At 52.1% G+C, this 26336-nt stretch carries 24 protein-coding genes; 14 read left to right on the top strand and 10 right to left on the bottom strand.

The features are described 5' to 3' along the window. Positions 1-903: 903 nt before the first annotated feature. On the bottom strand, positions 904-1266 hold the full coding sequence (locus H6F94_RS26895) for a hypothetical protein (protein ID WP_190805342.1): 363 nt from the start codon (positions 1264-1266) through the stop codon (positions 904-906). A 609-nt stretch (positions 1267-1875) separates the two neighbouring features. Between H6F94_RS26895 and H6F94_RS26890 the strand changes: the two genes are divergently transcribed. From H6F94_RS26890 to H6F94_RS26865, 6 genes are all read left to right on the top strand, one after another. Next, the gene (locus H6F94_RS26890) at positions 1876-2571 is read left to right on the top strand and encodes a TIR domain-containing protein (RefSeq protein WP_190805341.1); all 696 of its coding nucleotides are present in this window, start codon (positions 1876-1878) and stop codon (positions 2569-2571) included. A 92-nt stretch (positions 2572-2663) separates the two neighbouring features. Further along, positions 2664-3482 carry an ATP-binding protein gene (locus H6F94_RS26885; RefSeq protein WP_190805340.1) on the top strand — a complete coding sequence of 273 codons (819 nt, stop codon included), beginning with the start codon at positions 2664-2666 and terminating at the stop codon, positions 3480-3482. A gap of 1376 nt (positions 3483-4858) precedes the next feature. Then, positions 4859-6454: an AAA family ATPase gene (locus H6F94_RS26880; RefSeq protein WP_190805339.1), complete on the top strand. Its 1596-nt coding sequence runs from the start codon at positions 4859-4861 to the stop codon at positions 6452-6454. A 33-nt stretch (positions 6455-6487) separates the two neighbouring features. Next, positions 6488-7123 carry a type I restriction enzyme HsdR N-terminal domain-containing protein gene (locus H6F94_RS26875; RefSeq protein ID WP_190805338.1) on the top strand — a complete coding sequence of 212 codons (636 nt, stop codon included), beginning with the start codon at positions 6488-6490 and terminating at the stop codon, positions 7121-7123. A 437-nt stretch (positions 7124-7560) separates the two neighbouring features. After that, on the top strand, positions 7561-7965 hold the full coding sequence (locus H6F94_RS26870; RefSeq protein ID WP_190805337.1) for a hypothetical protein: 405 nt from the start codon (positions 7561-7563) through the stop codon (positions 7963-7965). A gap of 16 nt (positions 7966-7981) precedes the next feature. After that, positions 7982-8302: a hypothetical protein gene (locus H6F94_RS26865; protein ID WP_190805336.1), complete on the top strand. Its 321-nt coding sequence runs from the start codon at positions 7982-7984 to the stop codon at positions 8300-8302. 117 nt (positions 8303-8419) lie between these two features. On the opposite strand, the gene H6F94_RS26860 is transcribed toward H6F94_RS26865, so the two are convergent. Then, positions 8420-8866, bottom strand: coding sequence for a hypothetical protein (locus tag H6F94_RS26860; protein ID WP_190805335.1), 447 nt, complete (start codon positions 8864-8866; stop codon positions 8420-8422). A 99-nt stretch (positions 8867-8965) separates the two neighbouring features. Between H6F94_RS26860 and H6F94_RS26855 the strand changes: the two genes are divergently transcribed. The 6 genes from H6F94_RS26855 to H6F94_RS26830 all read left to right on the top strand — a co-directional run bounded on the left by H6F94_RS26855 (position 8966) and on the right by H6F94_RS26830 (position 14235). After that, the gene (locus tag H6F94_RS26855) at positions 8966-10177 is read left to right on the top strand and encodes a 5-(carboxyamino)imidazole ribonucleotide synthase (RefSeq protein ID WP_242041433.1); all 1212 of its coding nucleotides are present in this window, start codon (positions 8966-8968) and stop codon (positions 10175-10177) included. Beyond that, entirely contained in the window at positions 10174-10695 is a 522-nt protein-coding gene (gene purE, locus H6F94_RS26850) for a 5-(carboxyamino)imidazole ribonucleotide mutase (RefSeq protein WP_190805334.1), read from the top strand. Before H6F94_RS26855 ends, purE begins: the two co-directional genes overlap by 4 nt. Positions 10696-10967: 272 nt before the next feature. Then, positions 10968-12515, top strand: a complete 1548-nt coding sequence (locus H6F94_RS26845; protein WP_190805333.1) for a Ycf46 family AAA ATPase — start codon at positions 10968-10970, stop codon at positions 12513-12515. A gap of 61 nt (positions 12516-12576) precedes the next feature. After that, a complete protein-coding gene (locus H6F94_RS26840; protein WP_190805332.1) occupies positions 12577-12951 on the top strand; it encodes a DUF1257 domain-containing protein in 375 nt (124 codons plus the stop codon). Between the two features lie 31 nt (positions 12952-12982). After that, on the top strand, positions 12983-13192 hold the full coding sequence (locus tag H6F94_RS26835) for a DUF2997 domain-containing protein (protein WP_190805331.1): 210 nt from the start codon (positions 12983-12985) through the stop codon (positions 13190-13192). A 197-nt stretch (positions 13193-13389) separates the two neighbouring features. Next, positions 13390-14235, top strand: coding sequence for an alpha/beta hydrolase (locus H6F94_RS26830; protein ID WP_190805330.1), 846 nt, complete (start codon positions 13390-13392; stop codon positions 14233-14235). Positions 14236-14305: 70 nt separating this feature from the next. On the opposite strand, the gene H6F94_RS26825 is transcribed toward H6F94_RS26830, so the two are convergent. Beyond that, complete coding sequence (locus tag H6F94_RS26825) at positions 14306-16219, bottom strand: ATP-binding protein (protein WP_190805329.1); 1914 nt, start codon at positions 16217-16219, stop codon at positions 14306-14308. A gap of 69 nt (positions 16220-16288) precedes the next feature. Beyond that, on the bottom strand, positions 16289-17110 hold the full coding sequence (locus tag H6F94_RS26820; RefSeq protein WP_190805328.1) for a cyanophycinase: 822 nt from the start codon (positions 17108-17110) through the stop codon (positions 16289-16291). Positions 17111-17680: 570 nt separating this feature from the next. Here H6F94_RS26820 and H6F94_RS26815 point away from each other — a divergent pair. Both H6F94_RS26815 and H6F94_RS26810 read left to right on the top strand, forming a co-directional pair. Continuing rightward, positions 17681-18565, top strand: a complete 885-nt coding sequence (locus H6F94_RS26815; RefSeq protein WP_190805327.1) for an isoaspartyl peptidase/L-asparaginase — start codon at positions 17681-17683, stop codon at positions 18563-18565. Between the two features lie 223 nt (positions 18566-18788). Continuing rightward, entirely contained in the window at positions 18789-19751 is a 963-nt protein-coding gene (locus H6F94_RS26810; protein WP_190805326.1) for an aldo/keto reductase, read from the top strand. Positions 19752-19892: 141 nt separating this feature from the next. On the opposite strand, the gene H6F94_RS26805 is transcribed toward H6F94_RS26810, so the two are convergent. The 6 genes from H6F94_RS26805 to H6F94_RS26780 form a co-directional block, all read right to left on the bottom strand. Then, positions 19893-20177: a DUF427 domain-containing protein gene (locus H6F94_RS26805; protein ID WP_190805325.1), complete on the bottom strand. Its 285-nt coding sequence runs from the start codon at positions 20175-20177 to the stop codon at positions 19893-19895. A gap of 119 nt (positions 20178-20296) precedes the next feature. Continuing rightward, positions 20297-21163: an NAD(P)-dependent oxidoreductase gene (locus H6F94_RS26800; protein WP_190805324.1), complete on the bottom strand. Its 867-nt coding sequence runs from the start codon at positions 21161-21163 to the stop codon at positions 20297-20299. Positions 21164-21214: 51 nt separating this feature from the next. Continuing rightward, positions 21215-22123 (bottom strand): DMT family transporter, encoded by a 909-nt coding sequence (locus H6F94_RS26795; protein ID WP_190805323.1) that lies wholly within the window; start codon positions 22121-22123, stop codon positions 21215-21217. 39 nt (positions 22124-22162) lie between these two features. Next, the gene (locus H6F94_RS26790) at positions 22163-23020 is read right to left on the bottom strand and encodes an AraC family transcriptional regulator (RefSeq protein ID WP_190805322.1); all 858 of its coding nucleotides are present in this window, start codon (positions 23018-23020) and stop codon (positions 22163-22165) included. Positions 23021-23074: 54 nt separating this feature from the next. Then, positions 23075-23377 (bottom strand): HNH endonuclease, encoded by a 303-nt coding sequence (locus H6F94_RS26785; RefSeq protein ID WP_190805321.1) that lies wholly within the window; start codon positions 23375-23377, stop codon positions 23075-23077. Between the two features lie 134 nt (positions 23378-23511). Further along, the gene (locus H6F94_RS26780; protein ID WP_190805320.1) at positions 23512-26268 is read right to left on the bottom strand and encodes a response regulator; all 2757 of its coding nucleotides are present in this window, start codon (positions 26266-26268) and stop codon (positions 23512-23514) included. Positions 26269-26336 lie beyond the last annotated feature (68 nt).

Genomic DNA, 26336 nt, shown 5'->3' with positions numbered 1-26336 from the left:
GTATGATGGCCGCTTGATAGAAAAGTTGCCCTGCTTGCAGTGCCAGGGGTTTGCTCAGGTGATGGGTGTTTACCTCCAATGATGTCTGGACCGAACCAAATAGCTAAACTGGTCAGTAAGGCAATGGTGCTTTTCTCCGAAAACCTAAGCTTGAGGCTGAGACCAGGTATTTGTTTTTTTGGCGTTGGTTCATTGCGGTTAGAGTTTGATCGAGGGCGACTCACCTTAGTTCTCCACGTTTGCTGAAATTGAGCTGCTGAAATTGAGCATCGCCTGGGCGTCGGGAAAGGCTTAGACGATTGCTCTCTTTCAGAATGAAAGATGAAAAGCTTAGTAGCCTCAGCCACTTGAGAGATAGTTAGCGCTTTGCCTCTAAGTACCGATGCCTCCAAATTATTTGTCTTTTTAAAGGCAATTTTTCCTGGTTTATATCTACCAAAATAAGTAAGAGACGCCTGTTATTGCCGCTTGTTTCCTTTGAGTTTCTTTCTTAAGTAGTGCATCAGGGCAGAAATTGAATTATAAGATCGAGTTGTGGCTGAGCAGTAATAGGCGACAGCTTCGGTTGGGTGTTCTTTGCTAGCTCTCCACGTTTGTTGGCTGAGGGTTCTGTCTGGGCGTCGGGAAAACAACTGGGCAGAACCCTACCTCTGCCTGACCAAAATTCGCTGGGAGCAGGACAGCTCAAATTGTGCGGCTCAAATTCTCGGTTTTGAGCGAGCTTCTACCGGTGCAATTTGTTGCTGTTCCTGCTTTAACTGTTGGCGAGAGAATGTTGTAGTTATGCTTTGGGCATCGGCTCAAGTTTTGGGTGGGTGCCCCAACAAATTAAAGCTGAGCGACTCAATCTTGAGCGGCTCAGCCGGTATTAATAGAGATAAGCGGTAAGGAACGGGAACTGCTTTAGCTTGCAATGGCGGGTTTGGCTGTGCGGCTGGGGCGTTTGCGTTCGCTGCGGCGGGTGCCTCCGGCGAGTTGGTATTGGTAGCTGTTTTTGCCGAATTTGGAGGCGACGCCGATCAGCATGTCTTCGGTCATGTGCTTGAGCAGGGTTTCGTTTTCTTTGAGTTCGGCTTGGGCGACGTCGATTTGAGCGAGGAGGCTATTGTAGGTGGCGAGTTGGCCGCGTATGCGGTCGATTTCGCTGTTGTATTTTTCCAGGCTGAGGGAGTTTTCGAGGGTCAGTTGGGCGCTGATGTTTTTCAGGCCAATGGCTCGTTGTTCGGCTTTGGCCAGGATGGGGGAGGTGCGTTTTTGTCTAGACATTTGGGTGAGTCTCGATTGATTTATAAATCCAAATTAAAGGGCTGGTGGGGCGATAGTCCCCCGAGAAATTTAGGAAAAGCAAATGTCTTTTTTTGATGATGTCTTTTGTTTTTGCGTGGTTTTGCTGTGGTCGTTGTTGGCTCTGGTGATTTATGGGTATGGTTGCTGCAATTTAGAGATAATCGTTTAGCGTTCCCGAAAATTACGATTGAATTAGAAATAAGCGCGGTGAAACTGAACTAAATCTGGATTGAACTAGATGTGAGCGCGATTGAACTAGATGTGAGCGTGATGAAACTAGGTTTTAGCTGGGTGAAACTAGGTTCAAGCGCGATTGAACTAGATGTGAGCGGGGTGAAACTAGGCTGAAGCGCGATGAAGCTTGGTTTGGGGCTGGTGGAACTAGGTGCTGGGGTGGTTTGGTGGGGAGAAGGCCCCCCTAGCCCCCCAAGTTTGGGGGGAAGTGAAGTTTTGCAGGCTCCTGGTCCTTGGGCTTGAGGTTGTGACAGGTATCAATTCAGGGCTAGTCGGGGGTGGGCGCGGCTATACTGGCGGCTAATCTGGCCTGCTTGGGGCTGGTGCGGCAACTGGGCTAAAGGGGTTCTCTGAATGGCTTCGGGTGGAACTGATCAAGCAAACGGTGCGCTTGGGACTTGGCAGCGCAAGCTGGCTTTTTTGGAGCAGAAGCTAGCCGGGACGTCGAATGCATCTCAGCAGTTTGAGCTTCAGGAACAGATTAATGAGTGCAACCAGCAGATCCAACGGTTGCAGGCATCAACAGCTTCTGCGCCTCCACCAGGGGCAGCATCGCGGCCTTCAGCTCAAACGGTTGCTCAGGCTAGTTCAGAGGGGCCGGTTGAGGTTTTTATTTCGTACTCACACAAAGATGATGAGCTACGCGAAGAGCTTGTGGTTCATCTATCGAACCTGAAACGGCAGGGCAAAATTAAGGCTTGGCACGACCGGGCGCTTGAGGCGGGGAATGAGTGGGATGCTGAGATTAAGGCGCAGCTGGAGGCCGCTCGGATTATTCTGCTGCTGATTACGCCGAGGTTTATGGCGTCGGAGTATATCAATGACATTGAGTTAGCGCGGGCAATGGAGCGGCATGCGGAGGGGAGCGCTCGGGTTATTCCGATTATTCTGAAGCCTACGGATTTTAAGGGTTCGCCCTTTAGTAAGCTTCAGGCGTTGCCAAGGGATGCGAAGCCAATAACAACCTGGGCGAATCAGGATGAGGCGTTTCTGAATGTGGTTGAGGGGATTCGCAGGGTTGCGGAGAATTTGCGCCAAAACCCTCGCTAGGCTCACGGCATCCTACTGGCACTCTGCTAGTGAGCCCGACTGCATCAGTGTCAGACTCCAACTTCGTCTTAGAGAATTCTGAGACACCTTTCGTGGCAGGTCCGCCTGTCGGCCATCCTCGTCGCTTCTTTGGGCGGGAGCAACAACTCAAACGTCTGTTCAATTTGTTGAAGCGGACACCTCTCCAAAATGCTGCAATTATCGGCCCTCGTCGCAGTGGTAAGACTTCATTGCTACTCCATCTCAAACAGGTTACTACTACGCCTGTAGAGCAGTTGCGTCCTGGTCAGCGTTCTGATTGGTTGCTTAAGCCGGAGTCCTTTTGCTGGGTTTTTGTAGACTTTCAGGATTGCCGATTAGGTAGCCGTGAGGGCTTGCTGCGCTATCTGCTGGCCTGCCTGAAGTTACCCATCCCTTATCCCTGCGACTTAGATCGCTTTTTGGAAGTAGTCAGCAACCACTTGCGCATACCCACAGTAATCCTGCTTGATGAAATTGGTGTGGCATTGCATCGTTATGCGGAGTTGAATGATGCGTTTTGGGAAGGGTTACGGTCACTAGCTACTAATCAGGTTGGGGGTAAGTTGTCATTTATTCTGGCCACTCATGAGTCTCCGCTTGACCTAGCTCAGCACACCGGCCACAGTTCCCCATTCTTTAATATTTTCGCCTACACAACAACGCTCGGCCCTTTGCTTGAACCCGAAGCCCATGCGCTAATTGCCAGTTCTCCAATTCCCTTTCCTGATGCTGATATCGAATGGATCTTGACCCAAAGTAGTGGCTGGCCAATTTTGTTGCAAATTCTTTGTCGAGAACGTCTGTTTAGCCTAGAGGAAGGTGACCTGAGCGATGATTGGCGAGAGGAAGGGCTACAGCAGTTAAAACCGTTTGCTCATTTATTAGCCTGAGAGTCTTGATACTTTCGCTACCAAGTTTATTTCACTAACTCCTCAACTTTTACTACGCATCTAGCCTCTGTCCCTAAACTATGACCCCACAAGATGTTCCTCACAATGCCTACACTGCCACTCCAGAACAACACCCCAACTTGACTCTGGGTAGCTTGCAAATACTCTTTTGGCTTTTTTTCTGTCCCTCAGTTTGGAACAGTTTTGTAGCCCAAATAGATCCGAATCTACGTGCCAATTTCTCTTTGGTTGAGCTGAACCGAGCGCAATGGCGTAAGCCGTCTCTACGTCGGCTACTAATGCAGACATATGTCATTTTGCCACTCATGACTGGCTCGCTAGGTATTGTGGCAAGTATGCTTATGTCACAAGCGCAGCTTCCTGAGGCTTTAAAGGGCCCTGATACATTATATTCAACATCCCATGCAGCAAATATAATAAATTTCGTAGCAGCCCTTGTAATGACTTATATAACAGGCGCAATAATAGGCGTTGTAGCAATCGCTGTAGGAGCGATTAGTACGCTTATAATCGTACCTTCTTTAGTGGTTGTTAATATGGTAGTTACTGGGAGTCATGCTTATGACATGGAAATGCTTACGTTTTGTGTAGGGTCAAACATAATTAGTATTGGCTTGTTGGGCACTGTAGCCAGTAGAACTTTTGCACACTCATTGGCACGACAAGCTGGTGGAACTGTTGTAAGTGTGTTTGTTAGCCTTCTATCGATCATCATAGCAAGTTTAATCGCGCTCTTGGTGGGAATCTGTATAGCAAGCATTGTGCCGCCAGGAAATGCAGTAAGCAGTATAGTAGGAAGCATTATTGCCATTGCGATAGTTATCGCCGCGCTTGTTGTCGCCAAAGAAGCGGTGGTTGAATTAAGGACACAAGAACGATGGCGTATTTTTTTAGTTGTCTTAACTCTTGTCGTGGGGGCTGGTGTAGTGGTCGGGGCAATAGGCCCTATGATGTCAATGACGCGAGAAGGTAGTGTTATAAATAGTTTAGTAATTGGTACTTTAATGGGTGTCGCCTTCGGTACTTTCTTTTCTTTGTTGTATTTATTGGCCGACCGCATTGGAGGGCCTGGGGCTGCCGCTGTTGCTGGTAACCTAGGGACCAATGGGATAGCAATGATGACGGTAGGTTATCCCCCTGATGCTGGTAACCTAGGGACCAATGAGATAGCAATGATGACGGTAGGTTATCCCCCTAGTGTTTTCTGGCTAAATCTTCTTCTGCTTGTGATAAGTATTATTTTGGGGCTTACCTTGTCTTGGTGGCGACCTATAGCTTTTTACCCATTGGTAGCAGCATGGAACACGGTACTTCAACGTATTGATGAGCAAGGATCTAGAAATGAGACTAGTCTCTTGCGATGGCACTCTGCCTTCTGGGATGAGCTTCAGCGTCTGCCCCTGCTGGGCCTAGATCAATACGTGGTTTTGGTGGCAGAACGTAATCCAGTTGAGGGACAGGCTGCTATTAAGTACCTTAGTAATGGATACCAGCGCTGGGCGGCTCAGGCGGCTCAGATTGAGTTAGATGCACGTCATTTGCATCGACACTTTAATGTAGCAGCTATCAGTCAAGCTCATCGCAGTCTGACAGCAGGAGAATTGGAAGGCCCAGCCAGTGTCCTATTGCGAAGTTTTAGCCGCATCAGTCAGGATGTGGAGGCTGCCTTAAGACAAGGAAGCATCTACAATCAACGCTTAGCTCTCAGCTCTGTTGCAGATCGTTTAGATGGCTTATTAAGAGAACTTATCCAAAGCAGCAATAAATACGCTGTTCGCTTTCATCCGATTGCGAACCACTGGCACAGCCTCATTCAAAATTACATTCAAGAACTAACGGCTACTGCTGAACAACAGCAAGAAATCGACTCACCATACATTATTGGTGTCCCCCTCACCGAGCAACAGAGAATTTTCACCGGACGTACCGATGTCAGTAGTCGCATTGAGCAATTACTACTCGACCGTCGCCGCCCGCCCCTGTTGCTCTATGGCCAACGGCGCATGGGCAAAACTTCCCTGCTCAATAACCTGGGACGCTTACTACCAAACACAATCATTCCACTGTTTGTCGATCTGCAAGGGCCAGCTTCTCGCGCCAGTGACCAAGCTGGGTTTCTCTACAACCTTGCTAGAGGCATGACTGACTCTGCCAAAAGGCAAAGCGGTTTAGCTCTGCCAGCTCTAACCCGTGAAGCTCTCGAAGCAGACGCCTTCACTTGCTTTGATGAATGGCTCGATCAGGTTGAGCAAGTCTTAGGGCAAAATACCGCCTTGTTATCTCTTGATGAATTTGAGGTATTAGATCACGCCTTAGATAAGGGACGTTTCAACGAAGCTGATGTTCTGGGCCTGCTGCGAAACCTTATCCAGCATCGTCCCCGATTCAAGATTCTGATCTCTGGCTCTCATACGCTTGAGGAATTTCAACGCTGGGCCAGTTACTTGATTAATGTGCAAGTCGTTCATATTAGCTATCTCAAAGAAGACGAAACCCGCAAACTCGTTGAGCAGCCGGTCAAAGATTTCGCCTTGCGCTATGAACTAGATGCTAGCCGACGCGTTTTAGATCTCACCCGAGGCCATCCTTTCCTCGTGCAATTACTTTGTGCTGAAATCGTTGCTCTTAAAAATGAGCAAGACCCTTCAGTTCGCCGCTTAGCTCAATTGGATGATGTTGAGGCAGCTATTCCCGAAGCCCTAGACAGTAGCAGTTTATTCTTTGCTGATATTCGCAATCAAGTAGACAAAGATGGCCTTGCTTTGCTGCGCTTTCTAGCGGCTAAAGGCGAAAGAGCTAGTGTTAGTCGAGAAACTCTAGAACAACAATTGCCTGACAACCTAGACAACACTCTCAATCTGCTTCTACGACGTGAGCTAATTGAAGCAACTGACAAAGGCTACCGCTTCCAGGTAGAACTGATTCGACACTGGTTTGCTCGCGGGTCATAACAGTACAGTGGCAATAGCAGCCCAGGGGGAGTCATGACCACAACTCGCGCTACCTCAAAAACAATCCCGACAACCGCTGTGGTTGAGGACAAGTTCGGTCTGACGCTGACCGCCGATCCTCAATTCTTCACCGAATGGCGCGAGAATCTGCCCAATCTTACTGACTTAGAAAAAGAAACACTCAACCTCTTGCAGCAACGGTTTGCCGCTCACCGACGACGCGGCACCGTTTCAGAAGGAGCCGTTGACAAGTTATTAGTATCGCCATTGCTGGACCTAGCAGGCTTCTACGAACTCCCTTTTGAGATCCGCACCGAGGAGCCGGTTGAATTCGCTGTGGCCGAAGAGGACGAACTGCTGCGTGGCCGCATCGACACCCTAATTATTCAAGATCAACTCTGGGTCGTGGTCATCGAAGCCAAACGCACAATCATGGTTTCGCTCGCGGTGCCACAAGCATTGTCTTACATGATGTGCAGTCCCAACCCTGAACGACCTGTTTATGGGCTAGTTAGCAATGGCGACGAGTTCATTTTTCTCAAAGTAAAGGCTACTCCCAAGCCTGAATACAGCTCATCAAAGCTGTACTCGTTGTTCTTTCCACCCAATAGCCAGGACTTGTATGAAGTCTTTCAAGTCTTAAAGCGAATTGGGACCGTGGCTATTTAAATACGCTTGTCAAAGCTGAACCTCTTTGATACTGTATCCTCACGACTGGTTGAGGAGGATTGCCTATCGAAAAAAACAGCCCAAAAACTTAAACGCTACCTAGAAGCTATAGCCAACTCCTAGATAGCTAACCCCCTCACTGCGATCACGGCAGTTCGGCGGCTGACAGGTGATTTTAACACCTCATTAGCCACCCCGACTTGCTATGCAAACCATCGGGGTGGCTCAATCATTGCGGCGGCATCCCGGTAAGGGCAGGACAATCTTGCCCCTACCCACGACCGCATTCTGGCCGCCTAAAGGGCAGGGAAACCCTGCCCCTACCCACGACTGTGAAACTGTAAACCCCTCGGTTTTCAATCCCCAATTCCGTAGGGGCAGGGTCTTCCTGCCCAGTGCAACATTCCTGCTCCATCTCTTCTACAACTCGCATTCCCATGCGCCAACTTTTGCAACTGATCAACCCCCGTCAATTCGAGATTTCCCTCAGCTATCTCGCCACCTATTTAGGCATTGCCCAAGACTGTATTTTGCGCTTCGAACAATGGGCCAACGTCCTATTTGTGCATCGCAAAGATCGCGGGGGCCAATTCATTAGTTACCGCGATCTCATTCAATGGCTCGAAGCCTGCGTGCAAACCATTCGCACCTGCCCCAACCACCAAGCCCTGCAAGAACTCGGCCAACTGCTCAAAAACGAACTCCAACGCTTCACCTACGCCGCCGACACCATCGCCTACCTGCGCCGAATGTGGCAACAACGCAAAGCCCAGTTAGATCTCGACCTCAACCTGCGCAGCTTCTACACCCCCAATCCCCAACCCCTAACCCTCAACCCTTAAACCCCCCAAACTGCCAATGAACTTCTCCCACCTCTCCCCCTCTCAAATTCGCCTCCAACTCTGGGACCACATCAGCCGCGAACTCAACCTCTCCAACCAAGCCAAACTGATCCTGCTGATCATCGCCAACTACACCGACCCCCGTAGCCTCAGAGCCAGCGTGCCAACCTCCCTACTCGTCCTCAAATGCAGCCTCAGCGAAACCGACCTCAACCGCCTCTTCGTACCCCTCGAAGCCAGCCAACTGATCGAACGCCAACGCGTCCTCAGCGACGCCGGTCGCTCAATCACCCTCTGCAACTTGGGCAAAACCCTACTGCAACAAGCCCTGCAATAAAAAAGCCCCCCGACCCCCCAATCGTGGCGGGAGAAAGAGGCTTATTAAGGCTTTAATTCAGTGACTAAAATCAACTCCAATTCCCCCAGCATTGGGGGGTTAGGGGGGCCTCCCCCATCAACGCCGCGTCGCCAAAATCAACAACAAAACCGGCTCCTTCGCCGTTGGGTTGCGCAGCAGATCCACCAGCAGCACCTGCTCATCTTCCCCCTCTCCTCGCTCATAGCCCAACCGCGCATAGTAGCGCTGCTCCTGGCTGTCCAACTGCGTCAGCTTCTCACTACGTTCCCAATCCGTGTCTTTGAGCGTATTGGTATAGAAGGCCAACAAAGCTTCAATGCTGGTTTTGGCAGGCAGGCGATAACTCAACGTAGTCACCGAGCCATCCGTCACCGCATTGCGCACCGGATCCTCCAGCGCATTCATCATCTCCACCGTAAACGGGTCCAGATCTCTCGCTTGCACCGGGTTGGCTCCCTGCGGCACCGGAATATGCTCGACCGCAACAGGACGACTACAAGCCGTTAGCAGCAGCATCAAACCCCCTAACAGAGCAACTCGCATGTCTCCTCCCGGTCACAACCCTTGAACAACGCCCCAGCGATAGCATCAGGCGACAACAATACTGAGAGAATAGAAGAGTTTGCTGCTTTGAAGCTACCGTTGACTCTTTTAGACCGCTTCGCTAACAACCGGCCCCCTGTGCCAGAGCCAGGACCAGAGCTGACCCCAGAGCCGACTGCCCCTGCTGCACCCATCGGCGTCATTGGCGGTGGTCAATTGGCCTGGATGCTTAACCCCGCCGCCCAAAAACTCGGCCTGCCCCTGCGCGTCTTAGCTAGCCATGCCCAAGATCCCGCCGTGCAAGTCGTATCCGAAAGTTTCATTGGCGATCTCAGCGATCCAATCCTAATCGCTCAATTGGCCCAAGATGCGCAAGCCGTCACCTTCGAGAACGAATTCGTCGATCTAGAGCAGTTGCGGCCTCTGGCCCTGCCCTTCTATCCCAGCCTCGATAGTTTGGCTCCCCTGCTCGACAAGTACACGCAGCGCCAACACCTCCAGCAGCATGGCTTGCCCGTGCCTCGTTTTCATAACCTCACCAGCCTTGATGCAGACCTAGACAAACTCAATGACCTAGGCTGGCCCCTCGTACTCAAAGCCCGACGCCAGGGCTACGACGGACGCGGTACCGAAATTGTGCAGAACCCCGAGCAGCTAGCCAGGGTTTGGCAGGGTTGGGGTCAGGTTCCCGCCCTAGTCGAGCAGTTTGTGCCCTTCGCCGCCGAACTGGCAGTGATGGTTTCCCGCTCACGCAGCGGCGAAATCGCTGTGCATCCCGTAGTCGAAACCCAGCAAGAAAACCAAGTCTGCCACCGCGTCATCGCACCCGCCCGCGTACCTGCCGAGATTCAGCAAGCGGTCGAAACCATTGCCCGTGACTTTGTGCTCAGCATCGATGGCGTTGGTATCTTCGGCATCGAACTGTTCTGGGTGCCTACCTGGAACGCAGTCCTCGTCAATGAAGTCGCGCCCCGTCCCCACAACTCCGGTCACTTCTCAATCGAAGCCTGCGTCACCTCGCAATTCGAGCAACATCTGCGCGCCGTAGCCGGTTTGCCTCTGGGTGATCCGGCTCTCCAAGTGCCCGTCGCCGTCATGGTCAACCTGTTGGGCTACGAAAGCGCCCAGCACGACTACGTCACCGAGCGCCAACAGCTCAGCCAGCTCCCCGGTGCTCATGTGCACTGGTATGGCAAAAGCGAAGCCCGACCGGGACGCAAACTCGGTCATGTCACCCTACTTGGCGACGATTTAGACCAGGTGTTAGCGCTAGCAGACCGAGCAGATCTGATTTGGCGGAGGCAGGCATGAGTCAAGCACAGGTCAGCATCATCATGGGCAGCGATTCCGACCTGCCCACCATGCAATCAGCCGCTCAGGTCTGTACGGACTTCGACGTACCCCACGAAGTGGCGATCATCTCAGCCCATCGCACTCCCGATCGCATGGTGGAGTTTGCGCGGACGGCTCATGAGCGTGGCATTCGCGTGATTGTGGCCGGAGCTGGAGGCGCAGCGCACCTGCCGGGGATGGTTGCGGCACTGACGCCTCTGCCAGTGATTGGCGTGCCGGTTGCCACGCACCATCTGGGCGGACTGGATTCGCTGTACTCGATTGTGCAGATGCCGCGCGGCATTCCCGTAGCCACGGTTGCGATTGGCAATGCTCAGAATGCAGGTCTCTTAGCCGTGCAAATTCTCGCCAGCCATGACCCAGCCCTGCTGGAGCGCGTGCAGCAGTATCGCCAAGCCCTGCGCGATCAGGTTCTAGGTAAGCAAGCGCAACTGGAAACCCTAGGCGTTGAAGCCTACCTGCACCAGAAACTCTAGAGAGTTGGAGCCATTCCTAAAGCCAGCTCTAAAACCAGCCCCAGAGCAGGCGTTAGAAAAAGATACGAAAAGCCAGAGTTATTAGTCTTGTGTAAAGACTGTGAAGTTCAGCCTGTGACTGTCCGGTTTGCAGGCTTTACGGCACGATGAGTACAGTACCCAAAACGGTGACTGTAGGGTGTGAGCCCACACAGTCCAACCGTGCTGGAGCACACTATCATCAATTTTGAAGTCATCAGGGGCAATGCTACCTGCCTTGCTGTCGTGGAATTGTGAGCACAGCTCGTTTTTGTGAAGAACTAGATCTCCTCATCCGCTCACGGCATCCCCTGATCTACGTGGTCACCGTGGAGGAAGAGCGTACAGAGCGAGCCATCCAGCAGGTTGCTGCCGCTCATCAGCCGCCCCGTCAGGTGCAGTTGCATGACTTAGTGCGAGGCTTCGAGCACAACCAGCAGTGCAAAGACAGCTTGCTACGGGCGTTGCTGCTGGTGGAGCAAGCCCCAGCTTGGACTCCGACTTTGTTTGTCTTCCGCGATTTGCACCGCATGGTGGGGCCGTTGCGCTCCGATCCTCAGGTGATTCGCCAGCTCAAGCATCTCTATCGCAGTTTGCGCAACAGCGCTAAAACTATCATCCTGCTGTCCCCAGCGCTGGAACTGGCCTCGGAGCTAGAAGAGTATCTAGCCGTGATGGAGTTCCCACTGCTGGAGCCGCAAGAAATCCGGCTGCTGATCCGCAAGCGTTTAGGTGCACGGGCGGTGCAACTGACGCCTTCTGCTCTGGATCAACTGGTCAAAGCCTGCTCTGGGCTCACTTGCGACCGCATTTCGCACCTGCTGGCCCGAAGCGTCACCCAGGATTCCGCGCTCACCGATGCCGTGATTGACCGAGTGCTGGCCGAGAAGAAGCAGCGCATTCGTCGCACTGAGATTCTAGAGTTCTTCACGCCCACGGAAACCCTGGACCGCATTGGCGGCTTAGACAACCTCAAGACCTGGGTGCTGCAACGGCGACGGGCCTTTAGCGAAGAGGCGCGCCGCTTTGGTCTGCCCCATCCTAAGGGCTTGCTGCTAGCGGGCATTCAGGGCACGGGCAAAAGTCTTTGTGCTAAGGCGATTGCCCATCTGTTTCAGTTGCCGCTGCTGCGGTTGGATGTGGGCCGTTTGTTCGATGGTTCGCTGGTGGGCCGTAGTGAATCGCGCACTCGCCAGATGATTCAGTTGGCAGAGGCGACCGCGCCTTGTGTGCTCTGGATCGATGAGTTAGACAAAGCCTTTGCTGGCATGAGTGGCGCGGCGGGCGACTCAGGCACCTCAGCGCGGGTTTTTGCCACCCTGGTAACTTGGATGCAGGAACGCGACAGCGCTGTGTTTCTGGTCGCCACCGCTAACAACATCGATTCGCTGCCACCGGAGCTGCTGCGCAAGGGACGCTTTGATGAGATTTTCTTTATCAATTTGCCCAGCTATGCTGAACGTAGAGCGATTTTTCGAGTCCATTTAGAGCGGTTTCGCCCAGATAACTTGGGTAAGTTTGAGGTGGATCGGTTGGCGGAGCTCACGCCCGAGTACAGTGGTGCAGAAATTGAGCAAGCAGTTGTGGAAGGGATGTATCGAGCCTTCCACCAGGGTCGCGATCTAACTACCGAGGACATCGTTCAGGCGATTCACGAGACAGTACCCCTGTCTCATACTGCTCGTGAGCAGATTAACTACCTCAAAGAGTGGGCAGCTCAAGGGCGCGCCCGCAGTGCCTCGACCGATGTCCGCAAGCTGGCGGAGTTTGACTTGGACTCCCGCTCGTTGCCCGGCCTCTAATCTAGACCTCAGCAGACCGCGCGATTACCTCTCGTTGTGCCCACTCACCTAAATCCCCGCCATGTCTCACTTCACGCGTATCCGTCTTCAGCTCAAAAATCGCGCCGCTCTGCGCTTGGCCCTAGCTGATTTAGATTGTGCGGTTGAGGAAAATGCGCTTGTGCGCGGCTACCAAGGTGCCCAGTTCCGGGCTGATCTGGTTGCCAAGCGTGAGGGCTGCTACGACATTGGCTTTATTGACCGCCAGGGCTATTTTGAAGCGGTGGCGGACTTCTGGGGCCTGGATCTCGATTGGCAGCAGTTCCAGCAGCAGTTGCAGCAACGCTATGCCTACCACACCATTGCGCAGAGTGCTGTAGAGCAAGGCTTTAATGTAGAAACTGTGCAGGAGCTAGAAGACGGCAGCCTGCGGGTTGTAGTTGGCGCTTGGCAGTGAGCATGCGTGGGCTTAGCAGAGGACAATAGTGATGAGTACCTACCGGCAAATTGAGTTCATTATCCGACCGAACGGAGCCATTGAGGAGCGGGTGGTCAATGGTGAAGGGTCAGGTTGTCTGGACTTGACCACAGGTCTGGAGCAAGATCTGGGCGAAGTGGCGTCCCAGGACCAGCTGCCGGAGTTTTACGACCAGGTCCAAGCTGAGGAACTGATTCAGGAGCAGCAGCAGACTGCCTAGAGCAATTCTCTAGGGTCAGCTTCAGCAACTATTTCAGGCTCTACATAGCCAGTTGAAGCTCTGTGCAGGTCTACCAGAGCCAGAACCAAACCAGCCGTCGTGAAGCTCAGTCAAGCTTTGCGGCGGCTGGTTGCTCTAGACGTTTCATTTAAGAACCTTAACTGGGAACCTCTTATGTCAGCACGGTTGAAGGTTTAATGGATGACAGAAAACTGAGAAAGCTGTTACTGGGAGAATTCTCGGTCAAGCGTATGGTGAGTTCTCTGCTATTTCTCTATGCCTGTCTTTGCCTCTACGCCTTCTTTTTTACCGACCGCTTGATGTTCCCGGTTCCGCCTGCCAGCTATCGAGACACGGAGGCGGTGATCAAATTAACCGCAAGCAATGGAGCACAAGTTTCAGCGCTGTATTTACCCAATCAGCAGGCAGACTACACTCTGCTTTATAGTCACGGCAACGGCGAGGATTTGGGTTACATTGCCCCGGTTCTGCAACAGTTGCAAGCGATTGGCTTTGCCGTTTTCGCTTACGACTATCAGGGCTATGGCACCAGTCAGGGCAGAGCTTCGGAGCGCAATACCTATGCCAGTGTTGATGCGGCCTACGATTATTTGACTGCAAAATTAGGCGTGCCAAGCGACCGAATCATTGCATATGGACGCTCGATTGGTGGCGGTCCCACTTTGGATCTAGCAATTCGTCAACCCTTGGCGGGTGTCGTGTTGGAAAGCACGTTTGTCGCTATTTTTCGGGTCGTGACCCGGATTGCCATTGTGCCCTTTGACCGTTTTGATAACCTTCGCAAGATCCGCAAACTGCGCTGCCCGGTGCTGATTATCCACGGCAAACTAGACGGCGTGGTTCCCTTCTGGCATAGCCAACGCTTGTTTGAAGCGGCTCCCGAACCGAAGCAAGCACTATGGCTGGATCAGGCGAATCACAACGATGTCGCCCTGGTTGCAGCGGAGCAATATCCCCAAACCTTGCGGCAGTTCGCTGAGCGGGTTGAGCAGTTTCAACAAAACAAACAGCAGGGCAAGTAAAGGGTTTTACGCCCAAGTTTTGCCCTGCTGTTGCTGCCTGTAATTCAGCTCAAATGCCAATTACAGATATCTACAAAATCGTCGCCAATTCCTTTTGATAGACCCGTAGGAATGGCTCAGTTGGGCCGAGACGATATTGCTCCATCAAGCCCTTACGACGAATAGAGATCGTATCGCCCTCTTTGATGATCGTGGTCGCATCTTCAAAGGCATCACGCATCAGCGTCGTCCGCTCAGCCTCGGTCGGATTATTCAAGACAATCAAATTACTGCCTTGATAGAACATGCCTTCATCGTTCAAGCTCTCCTCACTGTATTCGGCGATTAGCAAATCGAGCCGAGGATTGCGTAACAAGTTCTGGATGTTGCTGTTGTAGTGGCTGTTGATCGCTTTCTCTGAGCGGTTCAGCAACACGGCCTCTCGGCAAACAGCGCCGATCGTCCAATCAGGGTGCTCAAACAAAATGTGATCGACCACTTCTTGCAGTTCCTGAATCGTTACCCGATTGAAGGTAATAATCGGGATCCGCGCTTCTCGACCTGAAGCAAAGAAGGTTGAAAGGATGGGTGAAGTTACATCCACACTTTCACCCACGGCGGGCTTCAAGTGCATGAACACACCGGGTGCTGCATTAATTTCCAAAATGCCAAAGTCACCATCCCGCCAAGAGTGCGACAGGTCTCGTGCAATCACATCAATGCCCAGGCAGGTCAAGCGCAAGTGCTGAGCGATATCTTGAGCCAGGATAATGTTGTCTGGATGAACCGTATGGGTGGCATCAATGCTCATGCCCCCTGCCGATAAATTAGCAACCTTGCGCAGGTAGACGGTGCGGTCTTCTTCGATCACGCTGTCGAGAGTTAAGCCCTGCTCACTCAGGTAACGATGCATAGACTCATCGCTGTGAATTTTGCCGAGTGGCGAGGTGGGTGTATCTTGTCGAGCTGACCGCCGGTTTTCGCGCTCGATTAACTCCGACAGAGTAGAGTAGCCATCGCCAACTACGGAAGCGGCTCGCCGTTCGGTAGCGGCAACAAAACCGCCATTGACGCACAGCAGGCGAAAGTCAGAGCCAGAAATACTCTGCTCAACAATAATTTGCCGAGCTTGATCTTCGCCAATTGCTTCAACCGCTCGCTCGAAGGCGAATTCCAAGGCATCTGGGTCTCTCACGTCGGCAGTCACGCCAATCCCTTTGTGACCGACCACAGGTTTGACTGCAACTGGATAACCCACTGCCCGAGCTGCCGATAAGGCTTCGTTCAGCGTGACCACAATTTCGCCTTTGGGCACCGGAAAGCCGAGGGTGCTCAAAAAGGCTTTGCAATCATCCTTGCGGGTTGTGAAATCGGAGTCGAGATGGCTGTCCTGGTCGAAGGTTGTGGCGATGCCCCGCACTTGCTTGCGACCGTAGCCGTATTGAACCAGGCCTTCGTCCCACAGGTAAAAAGTGGGAATGCCTTTTTCATAGGCAGTGCGCCAGAGCGCATAAACGGTAGGGCCACCGTAGACCGATTGCCGAAACGTGGTTTTCAGCTCTTGCAGACGGTCTTCAATTCTGAAGTCCTCGCCCTGTGTAATCGCCTCAAACCAGTCCCAAACCAAATAGACCACCGCTCGGTCGGTGCGGGCGTGGAGCGATTGCACAGCAATTCGCGTGTAGCTCTCCCCTACAACCACGTTGCAGTGGTCTTGGTACAGGTCCAGGTCACACTTCCGCACATCGGCAATTACCTGCGCGAACAAATGCCCATAGGAAGATTGGGTTTTATGGCTCAGGTGAGGATAACGCTCGCTTAAACGCTCTACATAATCTTCCAAGGGCCGAGGTTGATTTGCCTCTGTGGTCACAAAATCAAACACCAAAGCAGCTGTGCCTAGATTGGCATTAGGACCTACATAATGTTTGAAATTGAAAATATCAAAGGCGTCTGTCTTCCGTGCATTAACACGGGGGACAATTGTGCTTCTCTCTCGGCCCATGGTGTCGCTCCCAACTAAAATTCCTGATCAGATTTCTGGTTAAGTTCCCGATTAGATTTGAAGCCTAGCCTAGGCGGCTACCTGCTGTTCAATAATTGGTTTTCGGCTACGCAGATCAAAATGATAGCCATCGGGTAAGATATGCAACTTGACATTACATAGAGCCAGCCCTTCATCCTTTAGCAGCCCTTCCACATTGTTATGAGTAATGTCACTGAGATCGACGATGGTTACCGCGCCATTACCAACGACTTGGAATTGGTGATCGTTAACAATAACCGCTGTATCTTCGTCGATGCCCATACCCAGCAGATGTGGTTGGTGAGCAACTGCGGCCAATAAACGGCCAATGCGTCCTCGTTGTGCGAAGTGCTGATCAACCACAACCTCCGGTAAGAAGCTCATGCCATCGTCAGTTTCCACGATTTCAATGCGAGGGTGAGTTTCAGCGTCCCCTTCCACAATCATCGTGTCAGACATCATGCTAGCCCCTGCACTGGTGCCACCGACAACGATGCCTTCACGATAGCGCTTATGCAGTATTTTATCGATTTCAGTTCCTTTCAGAATCGAAGTGATACGAGATTGATCGCCGCCTGTAAAGAAGACACCGGTTGATTTCTCAATCGCCTCTAAATAGCTAGGAGCAGCGGCATCGTCTCGACTGACGGTATCAATGATCCTTACATCCTCGATCCCTAACCGCTGGAATACTTTAATGTAATCATCGCCTACTTCTCGGGGAAGTTCAGTGGCTACGGTCATGACGACAATCCGAGCCTGTAGTCCTCCAGCTCGACGCACAAACTCCCGCAATATTTTGCAGTCGCCCTGCTTGTCTTCTGCACCACCAATGATCACTAACTGCCCACGAGCTTCAGTACCAGGCATACTATCTCCAGCTTACTTTTGATGCATTTATTTCCAGAAGACCATAACGGCATAGCAGCGAAAACCCCCAATTGGTAGATTTCGCCCGAAACAGCAATGAGTAGGTGCTGTGTATTAAATATGGCTGAATATCACTTAAATACCAGTGGTTTGTTTAGAGCTGATTAAAGCCATTAATGAGTGAGTTAGCTTATTAAGCTTAGCTGAACTTAGAGTAAGGAAACTACCTTGGACTTCTAGCTAAGATAAACCAAAAGCGTATAACTTCCAGGCCGCTGATCCCAGCCTACGCATCACTGAGAAAGCTGAGTTTGAACGGGGTCTAGCAGTGCTAAATTGCGTCAACTTGTAGAGACACTTCTTCATACACTTCCTCATAAAGATCGCCCGTGGGCAATTCCAGTTTTGCGGCGGGGGAAGTGCGAGCTTTGCTGAGTTGTATCAACGTTTACGGGACGGATGCCTTCCGTGCTTTATACTGGTGTGATCACTTACAACTTAATTGCCAAGTAACTTTTTATTTACCCCTTAGCAATCACTATAGGACATGGACAACAGGGGCGACTTTGCATGCAACCGAGGCTAATTATTCACGGCGGCGCGGGTAGCGCATTGGATGGCAAAGGAGGCGTAGGCGCAGTCCGCAAGTCGCTCTATGCCGTTCTCGATACGGTGTATCCATTATTACTACAGGGTCTCAGTTCTGCGGAAGCTGTGGTGCGAGCAGCGCAGCTTTTGGAAGATGATCCCCTGTTTAATGCGGGTACTGGCTCGGTTCTCCAGTCCGATGGACAGATTCGCATGAGCGCCTCCTTAATGGATGGGGCGCGGCAAAGTTTTAGCGGCGTTATTAACGTCTCCCGTGTCCAACATCCCATCGAACTCGCTCACCACCTTCAGCAATCGGACGACCGGGTGCTCTCGGACTATGGGGCAGGCGAGTTGGCCCGCGAATTGCATGTTCCGCCCTACAATCCGCTGACCGAGCAACGGCTGGAAGAGTGGCGCGTTGAAAGCCACCATGACTTTAAGAAGCGCATGGGCTCAGTCACCGCAGGTGTGGGTACGATTGGCGCAGTTGCGCTGGATCAAGCCGGGCGACTGGCCGCGGCTACTTCGACCGGTGGTCGTGGCTTCGAGCGGATTGGCCGAGTTAGCGATTCGGCTATGCCTGCAGGCAATTATGGCAATGCCCATGCTGCCGTAAGCTGCACCGGAATTGGCGAACATATCATCGACGAAGCCTTGGCTAGCCGCATTGTAGTTCGAGTGACTGACGGCCTGAGCTTGTCGGCTGCATTTGAGAAATCCTTCTCTGAGGCTCGCGACCGCAACCGCTACTTTGGTGCGATTGGTCTAGATGCAGCAGGTGAGATCGCCTGGGGCAAAACCAGTGAAGTGCTGTTAGCGGCCTATCACAACGGCGAAACCATCGGCGATACTTTGCAAGATTAAGCTGCACCCGAATTTGCGCCCAAATTCACGCTTCGGTTCCCTGCTGTGGTTTATATAGCCAGTGGGGGACCGAATGAGTTGTGTTGGTTTTGCGCTTTTTAAGTAAATCAACCATTGATACCTGCAAAGCTTCAGGTGCAGTACCAAGCACTGATGCTTTTAGACCCAGGTTCAACTTGACTAAAGACAACATTGCACTAGACAACATTGCATTAAGAGCAGCATGGACGAGCGACCCCTAGGCACCTCTGATGTACAAATTTCTCCCATTCTGATGGGCACCTGGCAGGCTGGTAAAAGCATGTGGGTGGGCATCGAAGATGCTGAGACAACGAAGGCAATGCGCGCAGCTTTTGATGCCGGGATTACCACCTTCGACACCGCTGAAGTTTATGGCAATGGCCATTCAGAGCAAATTGTTGGACAATCGCTGGCCGATGTCCGAGAGCAAGTGGTCTATGCAACCAAGGTTTTTGCCAATCATCTCAAGGCGGAAAAGGTAATTGAGTCCTGTGAGCATTCCCTCAAAAACCTGAAAACTGATTATATTGATCTCTATCAAATTCACTGGCCTTCCGGCGCATTCAAAAGTAGCATTGTGCCTATTGAGGAGACAATGGGAGCACTGAATCAACTCAAACAGCAGGGCAAAATCCGCGCGATTGGTGTTTCTAATTTTTCCCGGGTTCAACTTGAAGAGGCCAGCCAGTTTGGTCGAATCGACAGTTTACAACCGCCGTACTCGCTGTTTTGGCGGCAGGTCGAACAGGATGCAGCGCCCTATTGCATTGAAAACAACATTTCTATCCTGGCCTATTCGTCTCTCGCCCAGGGTTTATTGACTGGCAAGTTCGGTCCAAATCATCAGTTTGAACCTGGCGATCACCGAGTTAAGAACAAGTTGTTCACCGGAGAGAATTACAAACGAGCCCAGCAAGCTCTAGAGAAGCTACGTCCGATTGCAGAGCGGCATCAAATTAGCCTGAGTAATCTAGCGTTGGCCTGGCTGATTGCTCAACCCCAAGCCAACGCGATTGTAGGAGCCCGTAATGCTGAGCAGGCCAGCCAAAATGCTAAAGCTGGTGAAGTGCACCTCTCAGCGGATGAGCTAGCCGAGATCGATGCCATTGGCCGCATTGTGACCGATCACCTGGATGATAGCCCCGTCCTCTGGAACTGGAGTTAACCAGGCGCAAGCTTGAGCTGCAAGATATAGAGCCACCGAAGTTAGAAATTAAAAGTTAGGGCTCGAAACTTAGAACCCAAAACTTAGAAAAGAAAGATTATCAGGCTGATGATTTGAATCATCAGCCTGATATTAATACTGCTACTTTTCTACTTTCACGCCCTTCCAAAAGGCAATGTATCCCTCAATGTTTTTTGCGGCAGTTTTAGCGGTGGGATAGTACCAAGCAGCATCAGGATTAGCTTTGCCATCGACCTCAATCGTGTAGTAGCTGGCAACCCCTTTCCAGGGGCAGGTCGTATGGGTGTTGCTAGGCTTGAAATATTCGCTCTTGATTGCGTCTGGTGGAAAGTAGTAGTTGTTCTCAACGACTTCAAAGCGGTCACTTTCCGCCACAACCACGCCATTCCAAGTTGCTTTAGCCATCAGTTGCTCCATTGGGTCTGTTACTAGATGCTAACTTACAGTTTAAGTCAGAATGCCAAGGGCGTGCACTGAGGGGCCTCAGCCAGGCTCACTTTGCCTGAATCCTATTGGGTACTAAGCTATTCAGGACTCGGATTAACTGCAGAAAATAGCGCTGAGTAGTCAGCATGGGTAAGACCTTGTTCTAAAGCAATTTCTAGAATTGTGCGTACGCCTTCTAAACTACTGGTGTTTTGCTCAACAGCTTGCGCTTCTGCCAGAAACAGGTTGACATCTTTGAGCAAATGTTGGGTTGGGAAATTGGGTTGATCGTAATTGCGATCGAGCATACGCTGCAATTTTTTGTCAAAAGTCGGGGCGTAGAGAGCACTGCCGCGCAAGATACTCATGAAGGCTTCAACGTCAGCTTCCTGGCGCAGTACAAAGCCCAAGCTGAGGGAAAAAGCGGTGGTGAGAGAGGCAATTAGTTGATTCAGCGCTAGCTTAATCGCTGATGCTGAACCGACTGGACCAAGCAATTGGGGCTGAGGTCCAAAGTGTTGCAATAGCTCTTGGTAGCGTTCAAATTGCTCTGGTGTCGCTCCGACCATGACAATCAATTTCCCCGTCTGAGCTTCCGGGATACTGCCTAAAACTGGAGCCTCAAAATAGTCGCCCCCTGCGGCTTGAATTTGAGCACAGAGGTCTTTGCTTTCCGTAGGCGCAATGGTGCCCATTTGAATGATCGTTCGACCCTGAAGTTGAGACCGAATTTGCTCATTGAGCAGCGTGTCTCGGATTGCCTGAGCATTGGTGAGCATGAGCATAATGCAGTCGGCATTGGCGAGCACAGCCTGCGGTTGCGTGGCAATTTCGGCTCCAGCCAAACGCAGAGGTTCTAGCTTAGCAGCCGTGCGATTGTAGGCCACTAAGGGGAGTCCAGCCGCCACTAGCCTTTGCGCCATGGGTAGTCCCATGAGCCCTGTGCCTAACCATCCCAGTTTCATGGTCAACTTCCCCAGTATTTTAGTGTTGATTTTAGTGTTGGCAATTAAGTCTCAGTAGCGATTCGCTTCTAAAGACGCCGATTTTCGAGATTGGCCCACTGATTGGAGGATAATGCCAGACACGATCACAATCAAGCCAAGGATTGAACTCCAGGCAATCGACTCTGACAGAAATAGTGAGATATAGACGAGCGATAAAAATGGCGTCAGGTAAAGCGCATTGGAAATGACTGCCGTATCCCCATATTCAAGGGCTTTGAACCAGAAAATATAGGAGATGCCGTTGACCAGAAAACCGTTATAGAGCAACCAAAAGAAGACTGGACTCGAAGGCCATTGAAAGGACGAAAAAGCAAACATGGTCAGCGTCACAAAAAATAGAGCCGAGGCGAAGTATACAAAAACGCTCAATGTTTTATCGAAATTGTATTTCTTGCCCAGCACTGAGAAGAGAGCGAAGACAAAAGCCCCAACTACAGCCATTACATCACCAGTTAGGTTGGTGAAACTTACGGCTAAAAGATTACCTCGGGTGACGATGAGCACGATGCCCAAGAAGCTGATCGCGATAGCAATTAGCCGCTTCAAGGTCATCTTCTCCTTGAGAATTACTGAGGCTAGCACCAAGACCAGAATTGGCCAGGTGTAGGCCAGAATAAACCCTTCGGAAGCAGTGGTGAGAGCCAGAGCTCCATAGAGAAAAATGTAGTAAAGGTAATTGCCTAGGAAGCCTAGAAAAACCATGACTGAGTAATCTCTGAGGGAATACTTTCTACTCAGAGTTACTTTGCGCTGCCGCAACAGCAAGCTGCTCATAATTAGACACGAAAAAATAGTCGAGTAGAACAACATTTGCAAGTTGTCTAACTCCACCAAGATCTTTTTGGAGGCAACTGGAATCGAAGCCCAGAGTAAGATGCATAACCCCAGGTACAGGTAGGATTTATTTTGTTTGTTCATGATGCCAAGACACAAGTTGACTAGAGCTTAAATCTCTGCTCATAGCTTGTCTTGAAGATTCTTGCTCCCTAGCTGATATTGGCCAGGGGTTACCCCTACCAAACGCTTGAATTGACGAGTTAAATGGCTCTGATCGGCAAAGCCAGTTTCAGCCGCTACCTCCAAAATTGACCAGCCTAAGGAAAGCAAGCTTTTTGCCCGGGTGACTCTAACTTGGGTGAGGTAAGCATGAGGCGGTAAGCCTACAGCTCGACTGAAGACCCGCGTTAAGTAAAAGGGGCTTAACTCGGCGATGCGAGCCAATTGGGCTAGGGACACGTTTTCTGGGTAGTGAGTCTCCAGGTAATCTCGAATCTGTTGCACTGCCCGGTTTTCTTGCCCCAACGCTTGCTCTGCACAGCGAGAGTCTGCATGATGTTTGACCAACTGAGCTAAACCGAGAACTAGGCATGACTCACGCTCCAAAGCTGAGTTGGATTGTTCCAAGGCAATGTGCAATTGGAGCACCGCTTGAAACAGCCTGGGATCCTGAAGCACCGGCTCTAGGAAAAACGGAACATTCTGCGTCCGTCCCGCTATCTCAGAGGCCACCTGCTGCATCAGTCGAGGCTGGGGGTAAAAGATGCGGTAGGTCCAGCCCCTAGCGTCGGCGGCATGATTGGCGTGAACTTCGCCAGGGTTGATTACAATCAGGCTGCCTGCAGGCGCGAAGTGAGTGGTGCCCCGGTAAAGCACAGTCTCCGCGCCACGCGTCACTACCCCAATGCAAAACTCCTCGTGACTGTGCCGGGGAAAGGTATGGGTCACGTAGGTGGCATGGAGTAATTCAATCGGTTCAATCGCCTGTGTAGACCAGGCTCTAGCCTGCTCACGGGTGGGTTCAACTGACCTGCTCATCGCTAGTCCTGGTGAACTTTGAGGTGGGAACTTGGAGTCATCCTACCGGACCGACTAACGCTTTTTGCGATCCACTTTCACGCGTTTTCTGGGATCTTGTTTGCGCAACCAAGCCAGAAATTTGTCTAGTTCTGGCTCAGACTTGAGCTTGTCCAATGAATTAAGCTCCTGAGCCAAGCGCGTGTTGTCAAATAGTGTATGGATTTGGCGATGACAGGCCGAGCAAATCTGAATCGTTGGACCGGGGTCGGCTTTTTGACGCTTGGTTTTTTGCCTGGGAATTAGATGGTGAACGGTTAAAGCCTCTAACTCTCGCTGGCAGAGTTCACATACTGCCTTGGCAGCGGCTCGGCTCATTTTGGCTCCCCCACGTCTGGCATTTTCTAGCTTGCCATGCCCCTTCTTGGAACTGTGGATTGACCTGTGCGCTGGGTTGGACAGAGCGGCAGGGAGGTGATTTATGCCAGGGCTAAGTTGGAGCTAAGTCAGGACTAAACTGGGACAGCTTGCAGCAGCGTGGCGATTTTTTTGAGCAGTTCCGGTGTGGAAAAGCCTTTGGTCAGGTAGTCGGTTGCCCCCAATCGTCGCGCCTCCTGGTTCCATTCTTCTGAGAGCCGGGAAGAAATTACCAAGATCGGCATAGTCATGCCTGCCTGCCGACAACGGTCAATCAGGGTAAAGCCGTCCATGCCGGGCATCTCGATGTCTGTAATCATTAGAGCAGGCAAACTGTGGCTTTGCAGCCAATTCCACGCCTCTACGCCATCGCCGCAGGTGCTCAAGTCGTAGCCGTGGGCAGACAAGCTCCGCTCAATTCGGCGCCGTACCAGGGCAGCGTCATCGACTACCAGAATGCGTTGCGTGAGTGGGTTGGCGGTTGATATCGTCCTAAATGGCTCAGACGGCCCTGAGAATAGAGAATTCACACTCTCGCCCTCAGAGAGGGTCAACAGCCCTTCAACCAGGGCCGAAGGTTCTAGAACCGGAATCAACTTGCCATCCGCTTGCAGGCTCACGCCCATTAAACCGAGGGGAGCCTGCAAAGGGTTAGGCAGGGCATTGATCAACAGGTCACTTTGCCCCAGCAGTTCATCCGCTACCAACCAGGCTTGCTGCTGATTGACCTGGGACTGAATGCGGAGACAGACGGCGGTTGCGGCTAGCAAGCGGGTTGTTTTAGTGGGTTGCCAGTAGTGGAATAGGTCCAAGGCTGGTGTCGGGTTGCCATCTTCCTGGATGCTCAAGTTATAAAGTCGATGGGGTGGTGCCGGGTGGACCTGTAGATCGCTCAGTAGCCGGGTGATTGAAGTTTCTTCCGCCGGCACTGCAAAGCTGCGATTGCCCGCTTGCAAAATCACGCAACGCACCAGGAGATGGGGCACGGGGATTTGTAGCCGGAAGGTGGTGCCCGCACCTAGGCTTGTGCTCAAGCTCAGACGTCCGCCCATGCTGGCAACCTGAGTCGCCACCACGTCCATGCCTACGCCGCGACCAGATAACTCACTGACTTCTAACTGTGAACTAAAGCCAGATTGACAGAGAACCGCTAGCAGTTCCGCAGGGGTTCGGGTCTGGGTTCGGGGCAGACCGTTGGCTCGGGCAACTTTCTCAATTGCAGCAGCATCAATTCCTCGACCGTCATCCTGCACCTGCACCACAAACAAGCTACCCCGCCGCACCAGTGACAGCGTAATTGTGCCCTGCTCCGGTTTTCCCTTGGCAACCCGTTGCGCGGGTGGTTCAAGGCCGTGATCGTAGGCGTTCCGCAAAAGGTGCAACAGGGCAGGCTCCAAACTGCGCATGGTGCCCGCATCAAGTTCTAGCCGTTCGCCCTGCACGACCAACTGGGCAGGCTTACCATAGCGGTTGGTCAGGTCTCGTAAAATTCCCCGTGCCCGAAAACTGAGGGTTTCGAAGGGCACCAGACGGGTTTGCTCAAGAGTCTGCTGCAAGCCTCGAATGCTGTGATCCAGGCGTTGCAGACTTTCAGTCGTTTGACGCGCTGATTTTTCGGTCTCAGCCCCTAACTCGATTAGGCGCAGGCTAGTTTCGAGCAGGCGGTTGACGGCTGTGTAGCCCTGTCGATAGCGCTCTGGGGTTGGTCCTGTCGTTTTTTGGGTTCGGTCCAGGAGGGCGTAATCGTCCTGCATTTCCCGCAGTCGCGCGATGTACTGCACACTTTCCTGAGCCAAGGTAACTAGAGGCAGCAATTGCGATTGCAGCGTTTGATAAAAGCCCTGCGTGGCGCGGGTTGCTAATAGGGTTTCGACCAGCTGTTGGGCTGAGCGGTCCAAACGCTCCAGCGGCACGGGAATCTGGATATCGACCGCGAGGCTGGCAGCGGTCTCTGGAGGCTCAAGGCTGGGTAGGGCTGGCTGAGGCAGGGTTGGCTGGGGCGCCTCTGGTGTGGCCTCGGCTCCTTCCGGCACAGCCGTTATGACTGCTGCTGGCGTTGGCACCGCTAGGGCTGGTGCAGCCAGCCGTCCGCCACGTCGGGCACAATCCTTCAGTTTCAGCAGATAGCCTGGCCACTTTGAGCGCCAGATTCGGTTCTCTAACTGCGTGGTTAGCAGAACTCGGCTGCGCTTGAGCAGAGGCACCCAATCGCCCTCAAACTCTAGGTCCTTGCCGATTTGCAACAACTGTCGCAAAGTTCGCTTGGCAACCTCAAGCATCGTGGGGGGTACCGACCCCTGCGCTGGCAGTTGCTCAAGCGCCATTTCCAGCTCTAGGACTACTAAATCAAAGCCTTGCTCAGCGAACTCCTGCCAGAGTTGCTGCTGCTCATCCCACTCCGGTAGGTAGCGCTGGCGGACTAGCTCCCGTAGTGCTTCGATGCGCTCGACGGTTGGCTGTACCACTAAGCTGGCGTTACTTGTGGCAGGCACCTGCAAGCTGCCGGTTAGCAGTTCGCCCCCCTCCAGCAAAATCTGGCGCAACTGACCATCAGCTAGAGGCGGTGCTGGTGAGCGGTAGCGCAGATCGGAGAGCAAATCCTCCAGCACGCTTGCCACTTGTAGGATGGCTTCTGCACCGACCGTGACCGCCCCGCCTTTAATGGTGTGCACACAGCGGTAGAGCTGCTGAATGTCAGTGACCCAAGCAGTCTCTCGCAGTTGCTTAGCAGTGCTGACGTAGAGTTGCAGATACTTTTGGGTATCTAGCTCAAACAGGCTGCGCAACTCTTGCTGGAGCTGAGCTTCTGCGACTGAGTCAAACTCAGAAAAATCGGCTTCTGAGGTGAGCATGGGTGACTGGCGAGGTGGGCAAGGTCAAAGCAGTGCGAACGGGAACAAAAAGGAACGGCAAGGTTATC

Origin of the sequence: Leptolyngbya sp. FACHB-261 (genome assembly GCF_014696065.1) — a bacterium.
Lineage (GTDB): Bacteria > Cyanobacteriota > Cyanobacteriia > FACHB-261 > FACHB-261 > FACHB-261.
This window is presented reverse-complemented; position numbering and strand designations above follow the sequence as displayed.

Bases quoted from the DNA above. Each gene is read 5' to 3' on its own strand.
- H6F94_RS26895 (WP_190805342.1), bottom strand. From the start codon at position 1,266: ATGTCTAGACAAAAACGCACCTCCCCCATCCTGGCCAAAGCCGAACAA.
- H6F94_RS26890 (WP_190805341.1), top strand. From the start codon at position 1,876: ATGGCTTCGGGTGGAACTGATCAAGCAAACGGTGCGCTTGGGACTTGG.
- H6F94_RS26875 (WP_190805338.1), top strand. From the start codon at position 6,488: ATGACCACAACTCGCGCTACCTCAAAAACAATCCCGACAACCGCTGTG.
- H6F94_RS26870 (WP_190805337.1), top strand. From the start codon at position 7,561: ATGCGCCAACTTTTGCAACTGATCAACCCCCGTCAATTCGAGATTTCC.
- H6F94_RS26865 (WP_190805336.1), top strand. From the start codon at position 7,982: ATGAACTTCTCCCACCTCTCCCCCTCTCAAATTCGCCTCCAACTCTGG.
- H6F94_RS26860 (WP_190805335.1), bottom strand. From the start codon at position 8,866: ATGCGAGTTGCTCTGTTAGGGGGTTTGATGCTGCTGCTAACGGCTTGT.
- purE (WP_190805334.1), top strand. From the start codon at position 10,174: ATGAGTCAAGCACAGGTCAGCATCATCATGGGCAGCGATTCCGACCTG.
- H6F94_RS26840 (WP_190805332.1), top strand. From the start codon at position 12,577: ATGTCTCACTTCACGCGTATCCGTCTTCAGCTCAAAAATCGCGCCGCT.
- H6F94_RS26835 (WP_190805331.1), top strand. From the start codon at position 12,983: ATGAGTACCTACCGGCAAATTGAGTTCATTATCCGACCGAACGGAGCC.
- H6F94_RS26830 (WP_190805330.1), top strand. From the start codon at position 13,390: ATGGATGACAGAAAACTGAGAAAGCTGTTACTGGGAGAATTCTCGGTC.
- H6F94_RS26825 (WP_190805329.1), bottom strand. From the start codon at position 16,219: ATGGGCCGAGAGAGAAGCACAATTGTCCCCCGTGTTAATGCACGGAAG.
- H6F94_RS26820 (WP_190805328.1), bottom strand. From the start codon at position 17,110: ATGCCTGGTACTGAAGCTCGTGGGCAGTTAGTGATCATTGGTGGTGCA.
- H6F94_RS26815 (WP_190805327.1), top strand. From the start codon at position 17,681: ATGCAACCGAGGCTAATTATTCACGGCGGCGCGGGTAGCGCATTGGAT.
- H6F94_RS26810 (WP_190805326.1), top strand. From the start codon at position 18,789: ATGGACGAGCGACCCCTAGGCACCTCTGATGTACAAATTTCTCCCATT.
- H6F94_RS26805 (WP_190805325.1), bottom strand. From the start codon at position 20,177: ATGGCTAAAGCAACTTGGAATGGCGTGGTTGTGGCGGAAAGTGACCGC.
- H6F94_RS26800 (WP_190805324.1), bottom strand. From the start codon at position 21,163: ATGAAACTGGGATGGTTAGGCACAGGGCTCATGGGACTACCCATGGCG.
- H6F94_RS26795 (WP_190805323.1), bottom strand. From the start codon at position 22,123: ATGAACAAACAAAATAAATCCTACCTGTACCTGGGGTTATGCATCTTA.
- H6F94_RS26790 (WP_190805322.1), bottom strand. From the start codon at position 23,020: ATGAGCAGGTCAGTTGAACCCACCCGTGAGCAGGCTAGAGCCTGGTCT.
- H6F94_RS26785 (WP_190805321.1), bottom strand. From the start codon at position 23,377: ATGAGCCGAGCCGCTGCCAAGGCAGTATGTGAACTCTGCCAGCGAGAG.
- H6F94_RS26780 (WP_190805320.1), bottom strand. From the start codon at position 26,268: ATGCTCACCTCAGAAGCCGATTTTTCTGAGTTTGACTCAGTCGCAGAA.